This window comes from Telluribacter humicola (assembly GCF_017355935.1).
Lineage (GTDB): Bacteria > Bacteroidota > Bacteroidia > Cytophagales > Spirosomataceae > Telluribacter > Telluribacter humicola.
Genome location: NZ_JAFIQT010000001.1, coordinates 1,530,253 through 1,548,152, shown reverse-complemented (window position 1 = coordinate 1,548,152; position 17,900 = coordinate 1,530,253). Strand labels below are relative to the sequence as shown.

The 17,900-nt window shown below is 49.2% G+C and carries 16 protein-coding genes; 7 read left to right on the top strand and 9 right to left on the bottom strand.

The features are described 5' to 3' along the window. Positions 1-174 precede the first annotated feature (174 nt). Both JUB14_RS06675 and JUB14_RS06670 read left to right on the top strand, forming a co-directional pair. On the top strand, positions 175-1,488 hold the full coding sequence (locus tag JUB14_RS06675; protein ID WP_207505093.1) for a cation:proton antiporter: 1,314 nt from the start codon (positions 175-177) through the stop codon (positions 1,486-1,488). A gap of 67 nt (positions 1,489-1,555) precedes the next feature. Then, on the top strand, positions 1,556-3,088 hold the full coding sequence (locus tag JUB14_RS06670) for a GH3 family acyl-acid amido synthetase (RefSeq protein WP_207505092.1): 1,533 nt from the start codon (positions 1,556-1,558) through the stop codon (positions 3,086-3,088). On the opposite strand, the gene JUB14_RS06665 is transcribed toward JUB14_RS06670, so the two are convergent. Together JUB14_RS06665 and JUB14_RS06660 are read right to left on the bottom strand one after the other, a co-directional pair. Beyond that, a complete protein-coding gene (locus JUB14_RS06665) occupies positions 3,074-3,724 on the bottom strand; it encodes a M48 family metalloprotease (protein WP_229367563.1) in 651 nt (216 codons plus the stop codon). The genes JUB14_RS06670 and JUB14_RS06665 overlap by 15 nt on opposite strands. Positions 3,725-3,808: 84 nt before the next feature. Further along, a complete protein-coding gene (locus tag JUB14_RS06660; RefSeq protein WP_207505091.1) occupies positions 3,809-4,252 on the bottom strand; it encodes a DinB family protein in 444 nt (147 codons plus the stop codon). Between the two features lie 230 nt (positions 4,253-4,482). Between JUB14_RS06660 and JUB14_RS06655 the strand changes: the two genes are divergently transcribed. The 5 genes from JUB14_RS06655 (at position 4,483) to JUB14_RS06635 (ending at position 11,435) form a co-directional block, all read left to right on the top strand. Then, entirely contained in the window at positions 4,483-7,386 is a 2,904-nt protein-coding gene (locus JUB14_RS06655; protein WP_207505090.1) for an outer membrane beta-barrel family protein, read from the top strand. A gap of 346 nt (positions 7,387-7,732) precedes the next feature. After that, a complete protein-coding gene (locus JUB14_RS06650) occupies positions 7,733-9,991 on the top strand; it encodes an ATP-binding protein (protein WP_207505089.1) in 2,259 nt (752 codons plus the stop codon). Between the two features lie 35 nt (positions 9,992-10,026). After that, complete coding sequence (locus tag JUB14_RS06645) at positions 10,027-10,443, top strand: response regulator (protein WP_207505088.1); 417 nt, start codon at positions 10,027-10,029, stop codon at positions 10,441-10,443. 13 nt (positions 10,444-10,456) lie between these two features. Beyond that, positions 10,457-11,065 carry a biliverdin-producing heme oxygenase gene (locus JUB14_RS06640; protein WP_207505087.1) on the top strand — a complete coding sequence of 203 codons (609 nt, stop codon included), beginning with the start codon at positions 10,457-10,459 and terminating at the stop codon, positions 11,063-11,065. Positions 11,066-11,075: 10 nt separating this feature from the next. Further along, entirely contained in the window at positions 11,076-11,435 is a 360-nt protein-coding gene (locus JUB14_RS06635) for a response regulator transcription factor (protein WP_207505086.1), read from the top strand. 70 nt (positions 11,436-11,505) lie between these two features. Here the strand turns inward: JUB14_RS06635 and JUB14_RS06630 are convergent, their stop codons facing one another. The 7 genes from JUB14_RS06630 to kaiC all read right to left on the bottom strand — a co-directional run bounded on the left by JUB14_RS06630 (position 11,506) and on the right by kaiC (position 17,873). Next, positions 11,506-12,192, bottom strand: a complete 687-nt coding sequence (locus JUB14_RS06630; protein WP_207505085.1) for a LysM peptidoglycan-binding domain-containing protein — start codon at positions 12,190-12,192, stop codon at positions 11,506-11,508. 90 nt (positions 12,193-12,282) lie between these two features. After that, positions 12,283-12,762: a 5-(carboxyamino)imidazole ribonucleotide mutase gene (purE, locus tag JUB14_RS06625; protein WP_207505084.1), complete on the bottom strand. Its 480-nt coding sequence runs from the start codon at positions 12,760-12,762 to the stop codon at positions 12,283-12,285. Between the two features lie 160 nt (positions 12,763-12,922). Then, positions 12,923-14,062 carry a 5-(carboxyamino)imidazole ribonucleotide synthase gene (locus JUB14_RS06620; RefSeq protein ID WP_207505083.1) on the bottom strand — a complete coding sequence of 380 codons (1,140 nt, stop codon included), beginning with the start codon at positions 14,060-14,062 and terminating at the stop codon, positions 12,923-12,925. A 164-nt stretch (positions 14,063-14,226) separates the two neighbouring features. Next, positions 14,227-15,516, bottom strand: a complete 1,290-nt coding sequence (locus JUB14_RS06615) for a sensor histidine kinase (protein WP_207505082.1) — start codon at positions 15,514-15,516, stop codon at positions 14,227-14,229. A gap of 5 nt (positions 15,517-15,521) precedes the next feature. Next, the gene (locus JUB14_RS06610; protein WP_207505081.1) at positions 15,522-15,842 is read right to left on the bottom strand and encodes a circadian clock KaiB family protein; all 321 of its coding nucleotides are present in this window, start codon (positions 15,840-15,842) and stop codon (positions 15,522-15,524) included. Beyond that, on the bottom strand, positions 15,839-16,138 hold the full coding sequence (locus tag JUB14_RS06605) for a circadian clock KaiB family protein (RefSeq protein WP_207505080.1): 300 nt from the start codon (positions 16,136-16,138) through the stop codon (positions 15,839-15,841). The genes JUB14_RS06610 and JUB14_RS06605 overlap by 4 nt, the downstream gene beginning before the upstream one ends. A 34-nt stretch (positions 16,139-16,172) precedes the next feature. Further along, positions 16,173-17,873, bottom strand: coding sequence for a circadian clock protein KaiC (gene kaiC / locus JUB14_RS06600; RefSeq protein ID WP_207505079.1), 1,701 nt, complete (start codon positions 17,871-17,873; stop codon positions 16,173-16,175). Positions 17,874-17,900: the final 27 nt, after the last annotated feature.

The window sequence follows — 17,900 nt, the reverse complement described above, 5'->3', positions numbered from 1 at the left end:
GCAAAACCCGGCCCGCAGCCGGGTTTTGTTGTTATATGCTTCTCTCCTATAATTGCCCCACCTTTATGGAGTTCCTGCTGCACACGCAGCACAGTTTTTTGGCTCCTGATACTCTACGTATACTCCTTCTGATTCCTGGTCTTCCGTAATCAGGATTACGGGCTCATAATGCTAATGGACCTGACTATAACCTACTATCCTACACTACCTATGAAGGATTTTGCCATTGCCCTTACCTGTTTCAGCTTTCTACTTTTAATACTCGGACTGGTCTTCAATAAGCTAAAACGCTCGGTTATCAGCGAACCCATGATTGCCATGGCTGCGGGTATAGTACTTGGTCCGCACGTATTACAGGTAATTGATGTAGCAAAGTGGGGATCGTTCGAAAAGATCCTGTTGGTGACCAGTCAGCTTACAATCAGTATGGCACTGATGGCGACGGCCTTTCGGGTCCCCAAGGGATATCTCAAGGCCAACCTATCCCTGCAATCCATCCTGGTACTACTGGGAATGCTGGGGATGTGCGCCATTTCAACCGTAATCATACACCTCCTGTTTGGGCTTGACTGGCTGCTTTGTTTTCTTATTGGAGCCATCATTACTCCCACTGATCCGGTCACTGCTTCCTCTATTGTATCAGGCGAAACTGCCCGGAAGTTGCTTCCCGAGCGTATCAGACACGCTATTTCGTTTGAGTCAGGTGCCAATGATGGGATGGCCTACTCGTTGGTACTGCTGCCCTTGCTACTGATTCAGCGTACGGGCAGTACCTGGAGCGACTGGTTCCTGAAAACCATCCTTTGGGAAACCGGTGGAGGGGTAGTTCTGGGACTAGTGATAGGCTACATAGCATCCAAAGCTCTCGTAAAAGCGAAGGCAGCCGGCTGGATGGCCGAGACTTCGTTACTGGCGTTTTCGCTGGCACTGGGCTTTTTTGTACTTGGTGGACTTGAGCTAGTCCATTGTAATGGCATAGTAGGCGTTTTTGCCGCCGGATATATAGCCAACCATATACTGGATACAGATGAGGATATCGAGCAGGAAGAAGTACAGGAGGCCATGGAGCGCATTTTTACGGTACCGATATTTATCCTGTTCGGCCTTATACTACCCTGGCATGACTGGTTTGATCTGGGCTGGAAAGCCATTGCACTGGTAGTTGCTATTCTGCTCTTCAGACGTTTGCCGGTAGTGCTGGCTCTCAAACCCTTACTTAAAAACAAACTAACTACCGCTGACCTGGCCTTTATTGGCTGGTTCGGGCCCGTTGGCGTGGCAGCCATGTTTTACGCAGTACATACGTTAGAGGATATAAGCCTGCATACCGTATGGGTCCTGACCAGTCTGGTGGTATTTGGCTCTACAATCGTACATGGGTTTACGGGCTACATCTTTGCAAAGTTCTACCACAACCATACCGGTGAGCCCCAGCCCGAACCCCAGGAAAAGCCTGCCCACGACTCAATCACCGATCACCACATCTAATACCAGTTACTGGATAAGGCATACTTTTTTTATCGCATGCTACTGTACTTTAACCTATTAGAATTCCATGCCGATCATTGGGAATATTATCAAAAAAGCGATTGAACTTACGGATACCTTATCCGATGAAGTGTCTCCCCACGATGCGCAGTTGAATGTGCTGAAAAACATCCTGAAAAAAGCAAAGGATACGGCCTTTGGCCAACACTATAACTTTGAAGAAATACTTGCCAGCGATAATATTCAGCAGGAATTTACCCGCCGGGTCCCCCCCCATGACTACGACAAAATGGCCCGTGAGTGGTGGCATCGTACACTGGAAGGGGAGGAAGACGTAACCTGGCCCGGTAAACCCAGCTACTTTGCCCTGAGCTCGGGTACAACCAGCAACAGCAAGCATATACCCGTCACCGATGATCTGCTAGCCGCTTTACGTAGTACGGCCATCCAGCAGATCCTGAGCCTGTCGGAATTTGACCTGCCCCCGGAGTTTTTTGAAAAGCAGATCATGATGCTGGGCTCCAGTACCCATCTGAAAGAGAAGGATGGCCACCTGGAAGGCGAGATCAGTGGCATCAGCGCCAGTACTATCCCTTTCTGGTTTGATATCTACTACAAGCCAGGCAAGGAGATCTCAGGTATTGACGACTGGGATGAACGTATCCAGCGCATCGCCGAAAAGGCCCGCGACTGGGATATTGGCAGCTTGTCGGGTATACCGGCCTGGATCGAACTGATGCTGAAGCGGGTGATCGAGTACCACGGGGTCAATACAATCCATGATATCTGGCCTAACCTGATGGTGTATACTTCCGGCGGCGTCGCCCTGGAACCCTACAAGAAAAGCCTGGAGAAGCTACTGGCACACCCGCTGATCTATATCGATACGTACCTGGCGTCGGAAGGCTTCCTGGCGTATCAGAGCCGCCCTGATACCAAATCCATGAAACTTTCCCTGGAAAATGGTATCTACTTTGAATTTGTCCCTTTTGAGGAAAAAAATATGCAGGAGGATGGTACAGTTCGCCCCGATGCCGAGGTACATACCATCGATGAAGTAGAAGAAAACAGAAACTACGTACTGCTCATATCTACCGTAACGGGAGCGTGGCGGTATATGATCGGAGATACGGTACAATTTACGGATAAGGCCCGCTGTGAGATAGAGATTACCGGCCGTACCAAGTTCTTCCTGAATGTGGTAGGTTCGCAGCTATCGGTACACCAGATGGAGAAGGCTATTCTTCATCTGAACGAAAAGTACAACCTGGATATTAAGGAATTCATTGTAGCAGCGGTCAAGCGGGAGGACGGTGAATATATCCACCACTGGTACCTGGGCTGTGACTCCTGCGCCGACAATAAAGAAATGTCAGTGGCTCTGGACGAAAACTTACAGGAAAACAACAAGAACTATAAGGTAGCCCGAAGTAAAGCCCTTAAGGCCGTAGAAGTGACGATGATTCCATCGGACATATTCTACGACTGGAGCGAAGCCACCAAAAAGAAGGGTGGACAGGTAAAAATACCACGGGTTATGAAAGAAGAGCAATTCCTGGAATGGGAAGAATTTGTGAAGAGCAAACTACAGGCCTCCTGATTCTTCCCGGGTCGCTTCGGCTTCCTGCACCAGCTCTATAATATCATCCGGCGACAGGTATAGTCGCCGGATTTTTGCTTTATACCGCTTCGATATCCGGGCGTGATCCAGAATGAAGTTCTTGGTGGCGATAATCTTACTGGCTAGTCCGTGCTGTACGGCGTAGGTGTCAGCAGCGCGCTCGGCTCTTTTGATGTATTTCTTGGAGGTGGTGTATCCAATCCCAAACTTCATCATCTCTAAAGTACTGCGGTGCAGGTAGTCCATTACATGCCCCAGTTCATGGCCGATCCACCCGATCAGGACATCCTCATGCAGGGATTCCAGCTTGAGCCGCTCCCCTCCCAGCCTGAACCTTCGATTCATTATGATAATGTACCCCCTTTGGGACTTAGGCCTGAACATGGTACTTAGCTTGGGCTGCGCCAGCATGACCGAATTATGAATACTGTTACTAAACACAAAGTCGATTTCGGTATCCAGCAGCTCCGGGTAGTAAGAGAGCGACTGCAGAATTACCTTTCGGAGGCTGTCCGGAATTAATTTATTTTTTTCGTATTTAGCCAGGGCGCTCTCATCCTGTTCATTAGGGGTACTGGAATGGGGAGTGGTACTATCTATGGATATCGAACTCATAATAAAATCAATTTCATTGCACTTCCTGAATGTACCCTACCTCGTAAAAAAACCAAACCAGAAAGCCTCAGCCTTACCGGTTCACTACCTTTTGTACAATATGTAATCAGTGGCAACGGGTTCTACGCCATGCTCCCTGAAGTCTGTTGCTATCTGGGCGCGATGGTAGCTGGAGTGGTTGACGACCTGGAACAGAATATCCTGCACGGTATTGTGAAAAGCATCGCCCTTGCTGTTGGTGTATGAAACAGAGGTATCCAGGTCCAGCTCTTCCAGTATACGTTGCGTATGCTGATAGTTTTCTTCATTACGATCCAACATCTCAGTCAGGGGTATGAGTTGCCACACCCCCACCTCCGGTTGCTCTCCCAGGATACGTTTGTTCCAGATATGATGGGCGTTCAGGCAGTGGCTCAGCAGCCGGTGCGACTTACTCAGATCCGCCTCCTGCTCTGTCAGCAAACGCTGGATTAGTACGGTGTTAAAATGGTCGGTATACTGGAAGAGATTTTCAAAGAAAGCTTTCATGGTAGATGTATTAGTTCTGACCGTAATTATAAGAATCTTCCCTTATCAGACGCAACCAGGCGCAGGGTAATCAGGCTTAGTACTATATATTTTTTGAATAACGGTCGGTTAAATCTCCCTATTCGTCGGTCATTAGCACGGACTGGTAGATTAGGGCTACCATTGCCCCTCAAAAGAGTTAAACTTAATAGAAGAGTAGGCCTCTAACCTTCAAGCAACTAAACCTACTTATGCAGACTATTCCTAAACTCTTACTTATTATTTTCGGCTTGCTGCTCACCGCCCTGGTACCTACCCAGGCCCAAATCCCCACCTACCGGGTAACCGGTTCGGTACTTGATACTACCGATAACTCGGCTGTGGTGGGTGCGTATGTGATGGTTACCCAGCCGACCGACTCGACCGCGGCTCCCAAAATAGTAACTACTGATGTCAACGGCCGCTTTGAGATCGGGGGACTAGCTAACCGCCGCTACCGGCTCAAGATCACCTACCTGGGCTATAAGGACTATGTAAAGACTATCCGGTTGCGCGATGAAGACCTGAACTTGGGAACAATCTACCTCTCCGAAACAGCCGCTAACCTCAAAGAAGTACAGGTAGTAGGGCAAGTACAGCAGTCGCAGCAGAAAGGGGATACTACGCAGTTCAACGCGGCCGCTTTTAAGACCAATCCCGACGCTACGGCCGAAGAGCTCATCCAGAAAATGCCGGGTATGACCGTACAGAACGGACAGGTACAGGCGCAGGGCGAAAATGTCCAGCGGGTGATGGTGGATGGGAAGCAGTTTTTTGGAGAAGATGCTACGCTGGCCCTGAAGAACCTCCCCGCCGAAATCATTGATAAAATAGAGGTATTTGACCGGCAGAGTGACCAGTCGCAGTTTACAGGCTTCGACGATGGCAACGCCCAGAAAACCATCAACATCGTAACGCGCTCTGACCGCAACGCCGGACAGTTTGGGAAGCTATTTGGCGGCTATGGCACCGACGACCGCTACATGGCCGGTGGTAACCTCAATATCTTTAATAAGACCCAGCGTATATCCATCATTGGACTCTCTAATAATATCAACCAGCAGAACTTCGCTTCGCAGGATCTGGCCGGTGTACTGGGTACCTCCGGTAACGGCGGGGGAGGACGTGGTGGCCGCGGTGGCGGAGGTGGTGGTGGTAACTGGGGAGGTGGCGGTAGCGCCGGTAACTTCCTGGTGGGCCAGCAGAGTGGAATTACCAATACCAACGCCTTTGGCCTTAACTATACCGATACCTGGGGTAAAAACCTGGAAGTAACGGGAAGCTATTTCTTTAACCGGGCTACTAATGCCAACAGTCAGGTCACCAACCGCGAGACCTTCCTGAACAGCGGCAACCAGTTCTACCGCGAAAACAGCAACTTCGCGAATACCAACATGAATCACCGGGTGAACTTCCGATTTGAATACAAACTCAATAAGAATAACTCTATCATATTTACTCCTGGACTGAACTGGCAGAACAACGAGTCCGGCACCCAGCGTGTGGGAGTCACTACCCTGGCCCCGCTGGGTACCCTGCTCAACCAGACCGACAATACCCGCCTCAACGAAACAGCGGCGTTCAACTTTACCAATAACCTGCTCTGGCGCCATCGCTTTGCCAAAGCCGGACGTACCCTGTCGATGAATATCTCGACTAACCTCAACAACCGCGATGGGGAGGGGAGCCTGTACGCCCTTAACCAGTTCTATAACTCCAGCCGTATACCCGGCGACACCATTGACCAGCAGTCGTTCAGCGATTCCCGTAACGTACGCCTGGGAGCCAACATCAACTATACCGAGCCGTTGAGCAAGCTGATCCAGCTACAATTGGGCTATAACGTATCACTCAGTAACAGCGACTCTGACAACCGTACCTTCCACTACATCAACAGCGAAGAAGGCTACAGCCGTCTGGACACACTGCTCTCCAATACCTTTGACAACCAGTACCTGACGCACCGAGCCGGAGTTACGCTTCGTGCCAATAAGAAGAAGTTCACGGGAGCCGTGGGACTGGACCTTCAGAATGCCGGATTGTTCAGCCAGCAGCTATTCCCGCGCTTTAACGAGGTAGACCAGACCTTTACCAACCTGTTGCCTAACGCCTTTGTAATGTACCGTCCCGGTGAGGGCAAAAACCTGCGGATGTTCTACCGTACCTCTACCAACGAGCCGTCCATTACGCAGCTCCAGAACGTCGTCAATAATAACAATCCGCTGTTCCTGACGGCCGGCAACCCCAATTTGCAGCAGGAGTATACCCACCGGGTCAATCTCCGGTACTCCTCGTCGGATGCCAAAATGGGGCGTAACTTCTTCGTATTTGGTTCGGCCAACTATACGGCCAACAGCATCACCAACTCGACCTTTGTGGCTGACCGGCCGATGGTACTGCCCAACGGGCTACAACTGGAGCGGGGAGCCCAGCTGACCACGCCGGTCAACCTGGATGGTGCCTGGAATACGCGGGTGTTTGTCAACTACGGTTCGCCCATCAAGCCTATAAAGGTCAATGTTAACCTCAACAGCGGGGTCAACTACAACCGTAGCCCGGGCCTGATCAACAACCAGCTCAATATTTCGAACAACTATGCACTGTCACAAGGTATCGTGCTCAGCAGCAACATCAGCCCCAAACTGGACTTTACGCTATCGTTCAATGGTAATTACAACATTGTGCGCAACAGCATCCAGCCCCAGCTTGACAATAACTTCTTTACACAGGTTAGCTCGGCCCGGGTCAACTGGATCTTTGGCAAAGGGTTCGTGTTCCAGACAGACGTTACCAACCAGTCGTACCGGGGTCTGGGACAGGGCTTCAATCAGAACTTTACGCTCTGGAACGCCAGCCTGGGCAAGAAATTCCTGAAAGACAACCGTGGTGAATTGAAGCTGACTATGTTCGATATACTGGCGCAGAACAACAGCATCAGCCGCAACGTCACCGAAACCTACGTGGAAGACGTGACCAGCCGGGTACTGACCCAGTACGGTATGCTTACCTTTACCTATACGCTACGCAACTTCGGTAAAGCCCCTGCCCCGGCTCCCCGTCGCGAAAGGGGTGGCCGCGACAGCCAGGGTGGTAATTGGGGAGGCCCACGGAACTAAGTGCTGAACACTATATATGACGGGTTATTTTCTATATCCGGAAGTAGCCCGTCATACACAGATCAAATGCACAGAATCAAGGGCTAAGCGACTTACAGGTGCTTTTTATAAAATTATGGAGAGGCAAAGTCTGGTTAACAAAAAAAATGTTTATTAACTTGTGCGTTATTTTCAGCCCTCTCCAAAATACCAGCCTCGAACGAGGCTCTTTTCACTCAGTAATGGTAAGTCATGGTACTTACTACAAAGTCTACTTTTGCCTGCCGAGTCTTAGTACTTTTCCTGCAAGGTCTACCTGATTGAAAAACCAGTTCTGTTTTCTTACTTCCAGTACTTTTTTTATTGCATGCAAGACGTTGATCTGACCAGCTGCGATCGGGAGCCTATTCACATCCCCGGCAGCATCCAATCCCACGGTTTTCTGGTAGCCGTACATAAAGACTCCTACCTGATCAAAAAGGTAAGTACCAATATCAGTCAGTATATCAGGGCATCAGCCGAAGCGCTCATAGACCAGCCCGTACAGGTACTTGACGCGTATATCGCATCCACGGTACCAGGTTCGGCCCTCGAAGAACTACTCAATGTAGGGCGCCGCAACCAGTCGTTTGAGTGGCTCAATCCGCAACAGATGCAGGTAGCCGATCAGGAGATGAACCTGATCATACATGCCTCAGGAGAGTACGTGGTGCTGGAATTTGAGCCCCGGGTCACCTGGATGGATGTACTGGACTACCAGAAGCTCATCACCCGCTCCTTACAGGAAGTACAGGGCGCCAAGACCCTGACCCTGCTGCTCGACCGAGCCGCAAAGTGGGTGAAGAGTATCACCGGCTTTGACCGGGTGATGGTGTACCAGTTTATGGAGGACTGGCACGGCGTAGTCGTAGCGGAGCAAAAAGAGCCGCATCTGGAACCCTTCCTTGGTCTGCACTACCCTGCTTCTGACATCCCGAAGCAGGCCCGCCAGCTGTACCTTCGCAACCTGGTCCGGCTCATATCCGACGTTTCTTCCAGCAGTGCCCGCCTATACCCCGACGAAAAGCCGGGCAGCAATATCCTGGACCTGTCCGACTCAGTACTTCGCGCGGTATCCCCTATTCATATTGAGTACCTCAAGAATATGGGAGTAATGGCCAGTATGAGCATTTCGCTGGTCGTCAAAGGCAAGCTGTGGGGGCTTATTGCCTGTCATCACTACACTCCCCGCTTTGTGGACTACCCCGCCCGCAATACGGCCCGCTTTATCAGCCAGATCCTGTCGGCTACACTGGAGCACCACCGCGACGAAACCGACAGCGACTTTGCGAACCAGATCTACTCTACGGGTCAGCAACTGCTGATCCAGATGACCAAAGACCGGAATGTGGCCGATGGGCTGGTCAACGGGAAAGACAACATCCTGCAGATATCCAAAGGTACGGGAGCGGCTCTGGTATTTGAAGACAAAGTACACCTGCTCGGTGAGACTCCATCCGAGGAGGAAGTGCAGGATCTGGTAAAATGGCTGGTAAGCATCAAGGCGGACAACTTCTTCCAGACTACTCACCTCCCCAATCAGTTTGTCCCGGCTCTTCATTACAAAGACAAAGCATCGGGACTGATGGCCATTTGTCTTTCTCCTATCCTGGGTGAATATGTACTATGGTTCAAGCCCGAACAGATACAGCTTGTGACCTGGGCCGGTAATCCGGAGAAAAGCGTTACAGGCCATGAGGAAGACGGTACCGTACGGCTAAGCCCCCGCAAGAGTTTCGAAAAATGGACACAGGAGGTGAAGAACAGTTCCTGTCCCTGGGAAGATATAGAAATATCGGCGGCCCTGCGCCTGCGGGAAGATATCCTGCATGTTGTCACGCAGAAGGCTAACGAAATCCGTCGCCTCAACGATCAGCTCAAAATAGCTTACGAAGAGCTGGATGCTTTCAGCTATACGATCTCGCACGACCTGCGTACCCCGCTGACTTCGCTCAAGAGCTATACCGAAATCCTGCTGGAAGATTTTGATGAGCAGCTAGATGATGAAGCCAAGCATATAATAGACCGGATACTGCGGTCAGCAGACCGTATGAGCATGCTTATCCAGAACGTACTGAGCTACGCCCGCCTGTCACGCTCGGATATCAAAAAGCAGGATATACCGATGCATACAGTGATAGATACACTGGTAGAGGATCTCAACGTAGCCATTACCTCTCACAAGCCTAAAGTAACCATCGGCGCAACACCGCCCCTCTATGGCGACCCGACCATGATCGGGCAGATCTTTGCCAATATTATCTCCAATGCCTACAAGTACTCGGTGGCATCGGCCGATCCTCAGATAAAAATAGAGGGTACCGTGACAGGCAATGAGACCATATACTCCGTAAAAGATAACGGGATGGGTATCAATATGAACCAGGCAAGCAAGGTATTTGATCTGTTCAAACGGCTTGACAACACCTCCAATATCGAAGGTCATGGCGTTGGCATGGCCATAGCCAAGCGTATCGTCAACCGGCATGGCGGACGAATCTGGTTTCAGAGCAAGGAGGGTGAAGGCACGACTTTTTTTGTGGCTTTACCAACACGTGAATCCTTTGAATCTGCTTTGCCCAGTTAATAACCATTGCTCAAACACACCATTGCTTTTATTTCATGAAAAAGGTAGACATACTGTACATCGAGGATAATCCGGATGATGTTCTATTCTTCGAACGAATCGTAAAAAAGATAGATGAGACGCTCACCTTTGAGGTAGCCGGCTCGGGAAGCGAAGCAATCTCCCTGCTGAATGGCGAGAACACAGATCCAGTATCCCCCCGGTTAATCCTGGTGGATATGAACCTTCCCGGTCTGAGCGGTGTTGAAATTGTTCGCTCTCTTCGTCAAAATCAGAAAACCCGTCACCTGCCTCTGGTCATATTCAGTACATCTGACTATCCTTCTGATATCAAAAACTCATACGAAGCCGGAGCTACGGGCTATCTGGTCAAGTCAAGTAGCTACAAAGGGCGAGCCCAGCAACTCGACCATGCCCATAAGTTCTGGATTGTAAGCAATCAATATTTTTAGAATTAAGAATAGAATGAATCCATTTCACGTTCAATTAAAAGCGGCAACAGCTGAGCTGCACGATAAGACTGAAAAGGCGCTGTTTGTAAATGACATTGTCAGCAATCAACTTAACCGACAGCAACTAGGGGCTATCACACTGGCTCAGTACCGGTTTAACAATAGTCTGGAACAGGCCCTGCAATCGTATGATGCACTTCGAAAGGAATACGAGGTACATAACCGATACAAAACAGAGCTATTGCTGGCTGACCTCGCTGAGCTGGACCTGATAGTACCCGATGATATGCCTGCCTGGCCATTGACGTCAGAGGCAGAACTACTAGGTGCCTGCTACGTAGCCGAGGGGTCGACCCTGGGTGGTAAAGTAATCAGAAAACATCTGGTGCAGACAGGCTTGCTAGAGGGCCTTTCTTTTCACTATTATGGCGTGTACGCTACCGACACAGGGTCTCAATGGAAGCGTTTTCTGGCCTTCCTGGACCAGCAATCCGGTAGGCTTTCCCAATCCGAAATAATAAAGGGAGCGCAGTCCGCCTTCGCATTTTTGCTTGACTCTATGGAGTATATACAACTTTCACCCCCTTTAACTCAACCACGCAGCTATATCCACAACAGCTAAAACTAATACTATGTCCGTTATTCTGGTCTATGAAGACGATCTGCATCTACAGGAGCTTTTGATTCAGGTTGTGCGTAAGGAATTTACAGTGTGTATAGGAAAGAATCCGCAGCAAATGCAAGAGGAGGTCAATGAAGTAGGCCCTGCGTTGATTTTACTGGACAACATGATGGAGGCCGATGTGGCCAGGGAAGTACTGGCCGACTACCGGGCTGAGACCCCCTCTCCTATCCCCGTAGTGCTGTTTACAGCACATGCCAATGGGGCTTCTATTGCTGAATACATTGGGGCTGATGACTACATTGCCAAGCCCTTCCAGCTACTGGAACTACGAAGAAAGCTAAGAGAGCTAGCAAAAAAGGGGCAGTAACCGGAGTGGCCTGCTGGCCGATGCACCTGTTACTGCCCCCTAAGGCTTATAACCTATAACTACTTGAATATCACTTTTTGTCGGCAAACGGAATGACGAGCTTTTCTCCCCGCTGAGCGAAGTCCTTACTCTTTCCGTTGGCCTGCATAAGAAGTTCTTTGCTGATGCCATACTTACTGGCCACTACCCGCAACACATCGCCGGGGCCGACAGTATGGATGGTCTTAACCCGGACATTCAGCCGGGTAACCCCCGATTTGATCTCGGTTGGCTCCACATCCGGATTCAGTGACCTCAATGTCTCCGGTTTCAGATTATAACGACTGGCTATACCAAAGAAGGTTTCACCGGGTTTTACAGTATGCGTGGTAGAGGTACCACCAACATCGACCGGCCGGGCAGCAGGCTTGGGCGCAGGTGGAGCTGGCTTTGGTGTTTCAGCTACTTCCTCCGGGACTTCCACTGTTCCCTCATCGGAAGTAGTAACAGGCGCTGAGTCAATGACCAGACTGGAGTCAATCCGTTCCGGCTCGGCCAATATCGGATCTGTATTGGTTATAAGCGGCGAAACGCTGCTGGTTGTATCAGGTATGATATTGGTCAGCTCTTCCGATCCGGCTGTATCGTCAGCGATGTACTCGTACCCTACAAACAGGAGCCCAAGTACTATAAGCACCAGTACCACCAATGTAATCAGGGGCAGGTTGGACGATTCAGTTGGCCGAACATTACGTTTCTTTGGACTTTCTTCTTCCATAGTACAGTGGGTTTACTAATCGGGTAATAGACTGTTTTATACTTCTACTATTGTAACGAACGCAGTAGGCCCGTTATATTCACTACTCTACTACTTTTTCAGCTGAGCATTCATTTCGGCTACCTTCCCTTTAAGCTCTTCCTTATACCTATCAAGCCGGGCCGCTACTTCAGCATCCTGACTTCCAACGATCTGAGCGGCCAGTATACCGGCATTTTTAGCACCGTTAAGGGCTACCGTAGCGACGGGTACACCTCCCGGCATCTGCAGGATGGACAGTACCGAATCCCAGCCGTCGATAGAGTTGCTGGAAAGAATGGGGACTCCTATTACCGGCAGGGAGGTTAGCGAAGCTACCATACCCGGCAGGTGAGCAGCGCCACCCGCTCCGGCAATGATCGCTTTCAGGCCACGCTGACGGGCGCTTTGAGCATATTCAAACATCCGGTCGGGCGTACGGTGAGCCGAAACAATTTCCATTTCAAAAGAGACTCCCAGTTCAGTCAGGGCATCAGCAGCTTCCTGCATGATCTTCCGGTCCGAGATGCTCCCCATTATAATTCCAATCATATTTTTATTAGCTATATGCTATAAGCCTTAGGCTATAGGCTAGTATTTATTTCATTTCAGGTATCTGGTATCTACTCTTTTTTCCGCGTGGTAACAGCCTTCTGATGTATTAACCTCCAAACCTCCGCGGCGTTTAGTATTTTACCCGATTATTTTTCAATCAGGCTCCGCCTTTACTGATTACCCGGATACTCTGTTTCACCAGATTTACCTTTTCTTTCAAAGCTTCCAGATCAGTATCCATCACGGTCACATGACCCATTTTTCGGAAAGGCTTGGTAATGGCCTTGCCGTACAGGAACGGAAATACCTCCGCCGTAGCCAGTAGTGTTTCCATACCTTCGTAGTAGGCAGGACCGGTATAGCCATCTTCGCCGAGCAGGTTTACCATAGCGGCGGGGCCGTAGGCACAGGTACTACCCAGTGGCAGATCCAGAATAGCCCGCCAGTGCTGCTCAAATTGCGAGGTGGCGTTGGCCCGGATGGTATGGTGACCGCTGTTATGTGGACGCGGAGCTACTTCGTTGATAAGTACCTCCCCCTCAGGCGTTACAAACATTTCTACGGCCAGCAAACCTACTATACCGAATGCCTCGGCGGTTTGCCGGGCCAGTTGCTGGGCCTGCTGGTCTACGGCCTCGTTCAGCTGGGCCGGAGCGAATAGGTACTCCACCAGGTTCAGCTCGGGATGGAAAGCCATCTCGACCGTCGGGAATGTAGTGACCTCACCCGAAGGACGACGCGCTACAATAACGGCTATCTCTTTCTCAAAGGGAACGGCCTTTTCCAGAACACCCGGTGCATCGAAGGCCTTATCTATATCATCAATGGATGTAATACGTTGTACCCCCCGGCCATCGTAGCCGTCGCGTCCCAGCTTATGAAAAGCAGGCAAAAATTGGGCCTGATTTTTAACATCTTCCCGATTTTCCGTAAGTAAAAAATCGGCCGTTGGCAGGTTATGCTGGCGGTAGAACTGCTTCTGTATACGCTTGTCCTGAATCTGACGGATCACGGCCGGCTGCGGGTAGACCCGCTTTCCTTCCTTCTCCAGAGCTTCCAGTGCTTCTACGTTTACCTTTTCGATCTCAATAGTGATGACATCAAGGTCTTTTCCGAAGTTATAGACCGTATCATAGTCCTGTAAGGAGCCGTGTACGAAGCGGGGGGCAATGCGGCTGCAGGGTGCTTCGGCATCGGGGTCAAGTATACTTATATCTAAATTCCAGTCAATGGCGGCCTGTAACAGCATCAGACCTAACTGACCACCACCTAAAATACCAATTCGGGATGAAAGCATGCGAATAAAAAAGGCTTTTTGCAAAGTTGGCAGAAAATCGCCAAACATAAAATGGTAAAGGTTAATTCGCTCCATTGGCCTACTACTGGCAGAGAAATATCTTCTATTAATAAAGCTGAAAGCGCTAAACCTACTGAGCGATAAGATGGAGCGGGGTCCAGGGGTTAGTCTATATTTTGCCTCAGGGGCAGGGTAATCAGGAACTGCGCTCCTTCTCCTTCCCGACTCACGGCTACGATTTTCCCCTTATGCTTATCAATGATTTTTTTGGTGATAGCCAGTCCTATCCCCGACCCCTCAAACTTGTCCTTGGAGTTGAGGCGCTCAAACAGGGAGAATATCTTTTCGTTATACTTGTCATCAAATCCTATTCCATTATCTGTAAACGTAATGCAACAGGTACCATTTGTATCTATACCTTCCTGCTCAATAACATCATCATTATAACAACCCGTAATACGGATCACCGGCTGCTGACCGGCTTTACAAAACTTGATGGAATTACTGATCAGATTCTGAAATACCTGTTTGATCTGCCCCCTATTCACTTCTATTTCCGGAAGATCATCCACCTGAATTATAGCTCCGGTTTCCTCAATCAGGACTTCAAAGTCCTCTATGATTTCCCTTACAATATCTTTCAGGCTTATTACTGTAAACCTGTTGGTATGGGTAGAAAGACGTGAATAGGTCAGGATATCAACAATGAGGGACTTCATTCGGCTGGATGACGAAATGATCTTTTCCAGGAATACCTTACTCTCTTCGGATAGTAAATTCTTATTTCTATCTCTGAGCATGGTAGAAAAGATCAGGATCTTACGGAGTGGCTCCTGCAGGTCATGGGAAGCAATGGAGGCAAACTGCTGAAGGTCGTGGTTGCTTATCTCCAGCTCGTTATTAATATCTTCAAGCCGCTTATTATTTTCTTTGAGCAGCGCCTGTACTTCTTTCTGAAAGGTCAGGTCCGTCAGGATAACACTGAGTGCCTTTCCCTCATCCAACTGCAGAGTAGTAACCGAAAACAGGCAGGGAATCTGGCTATCGCCGCTGATAATGCTTAGCTCAGTCTTACTATCCTTATGCCAGCCGTTCCTGAATACATCCTGATATAGCTCTTTACAATCGTCAGGAATCAGTAACTCGAACCTCATACCTACTACCTTTGAAAGCGGCAGGTTGATCATGGATGAAAACATCGTGTTGCAGTACAGGATAATTCCATCCTCATTGAGCGTCACCGCTCCCTCATTCATTTTCTCGATAAAAACACGGTAGGTCTGATCGGCTGTCTTCAGCGTATAAAGTTGGTGTTCATTGTCCGACCCTTTGACAACGAGCGCGTCTACTTGTCCCGTACGGATTGCTTCAATGGTTTCATTAGCTTCTTCCAGTTGCAAAAGAAGTTCCTGGTTCTCTTTCACCAACTGCTCATACGTCTTGGGTGTGCTCATTAAAATCAGAATGTAATGCCAATACCTTTAAGTACTTTCTTAGTATCCGACAGATCTCCAATCAGTCTTCTTTCAGGTAGTGGGAAACTTTTGATCAAAAGGGGTAGGGCTATAATCTGTTCTTTTTCTGCCAGTTCTTTCTCCTGATATACATCAATGATCTCCAGCGAATGGTTGTCTTTAATATACGTGTCACAAATTTTTTTGATGTTTGTGACAGCCCTCAGAGAGTTAACTGATGCTCCCGTTATGAATAAACGCAGAACATAGTACTTGTCTTCTTCTTCGCTGTCCCTGCACTGATTTATATCTAATGTATCGTTCATTCCATTTTTTTTGCGGGTCGTATATTCAATCCAACCAGCACTTTCTCTTCGTTGGAAAGATCGCCAATAATTTTCCGGATTGGCTCCGGCACTTTTTTGACCAGCGTTGGAATAGCCAGGATTTGGTCGCCCTCTGCAAGCTGAGGATGTTCAAGTAAATCGATGACTTCTATAACATACTTATCCTTCAAATGTTCTTCGCAGTACCTTTTGAGGTTATTCAAAGCTGTTACTGATTTGGTCGTTTTACCCGCTATATATAGTCTCAGCTCCCAGATTTCTTTATTTTCTTCCATTCAGTTATTGTTGGATGTAGGTTAAACAGGCCTGTTACTTACGGGGGTCCCGGCTGCGTGTCATTTCCTCACGATTTTTCTCTAAAACCTCTTTTCGGAGTTGTTCTTCTATGTAGGTTTTATTGAGCTCCTCCTGAAGGGATTCAAACTCTTCATTCAGGCTGGCAATCTTTGATTCGAGTACACTCCTCTTCCGCTCTATCTCACGGTCTTTACGAGACACAGCATGGTCTCTTAGTACGACTCCCGCCTTTTCGAGCAGTTGCTGGGCTTCGCGGGCCGAGCCGGTCAGTACACCCTCCGGCCCCAGGAATACATCCACCAGGTCCAATCCCTTGTGCGAGATAACAAACTCCCGCACCTGATTTGAGTGCTTCATCCCTCTGGACTTCATTACGTACATGCCCCGGTTACGCTCCCCGTTAAACTCAATATCACGGATTAGCAGCCAGGAGTCTACGATAGAAGATACGGTTTCGTCGGTTTGCTCAGAGATGACCTCCTTGAACGAAAGCGCCGTAAACATAACCGTAACCTGCTCTGCCTGTAGGAAGTCAATAAGCCGGATCAGCAGGCTCTTGACCTCACTGGCCGACCCCACCGTCACCAGGTTAGTGATCGGGTCCAGCACCACTACGCTCGGTCTGAATTCTTTGACCAGCTTATGTACTACCAGCAGGTGCATCTCCAGCCCATTAAGCGTAGGGCGTGAAGCATGGAATTTGAGTAATCCGTTATCAATATGGCTTTGCAGATCCATACCAACGGAGTTCATGTTGCGGATAATCTGCTGGGGGGATTCTTCAAAGGCAAAATACAGGCACCGCTCACCCCGCAAACAGGTCGCATTGGCAAAGCTACCCGCGACGCTGGTCTTACCCGTTCCGGCGGTTCCGGACACTAATATGCTACTTCCGCGATAAAATCCTTCTCCTCCCAGCATCTTATCCAGAGAATCTATACCGCTTGATAACCGCTCAGTTGATACCGCGTGAGACAAGGTGAGTGATGTAATCGGCAGGACGGATATACCCTCTTCATCAATCAGGAAAGGGTATTCGTTGGTACCATGAACGGAGCCCCGGTACTTAACAATGCGCAACAGACGGGTAGAGATCTTATTGGCAACCCGGTGGTCCAGCAGGATCACACAGTCGGATACGTACTCTTCCAGTCCCTGACGGGTAAGGGTTCCGTCGCCTTTTTCGCCGGTGATGATAGTAGTTACGCCTTTATCTTTCAGCCAGCCAAACAGGCGCCGGAGTTCAGCCCGGAGTATAGCCTGGTTGTTTAATCCTGAGAAAAGATTCTCTATCGTATCTAGTACGACCCGCTTGGCACCTATACTGTCAATGGCATAGCCTAAGCGTATAAATAAGCCGTCCAGATCGTATTCGCCGGTTTCTTCAATTTCACTGCGATCTATATGTACATGATCAAGCTTGATCAGCTTGTCTTGTTGTAGCTGGTCCAGGTCAAAGCCCAGCGAGGCCACATTGATAGTCAGCTCATCCGTTCTTTCCTCAAATGACATAAATACCCCCGGTTCATTAAAATCGAGAGCCCCATGCACCAGAAATTCCATGGAAAAAAGGGTCTTGCCAGACCCCGCTGCACCACAAATAAGGGTAGGCCTGCCCTGTGGCAAACCACCTTTGGTTATCTCATCAAGTCCTTTAATGCCGGTAAGTGCTTTGGGCAGAGAGGGTAAAGATTTTGCTTTGATGTTACTCATTCCTGATAATATTTTTCAAACTAGCGT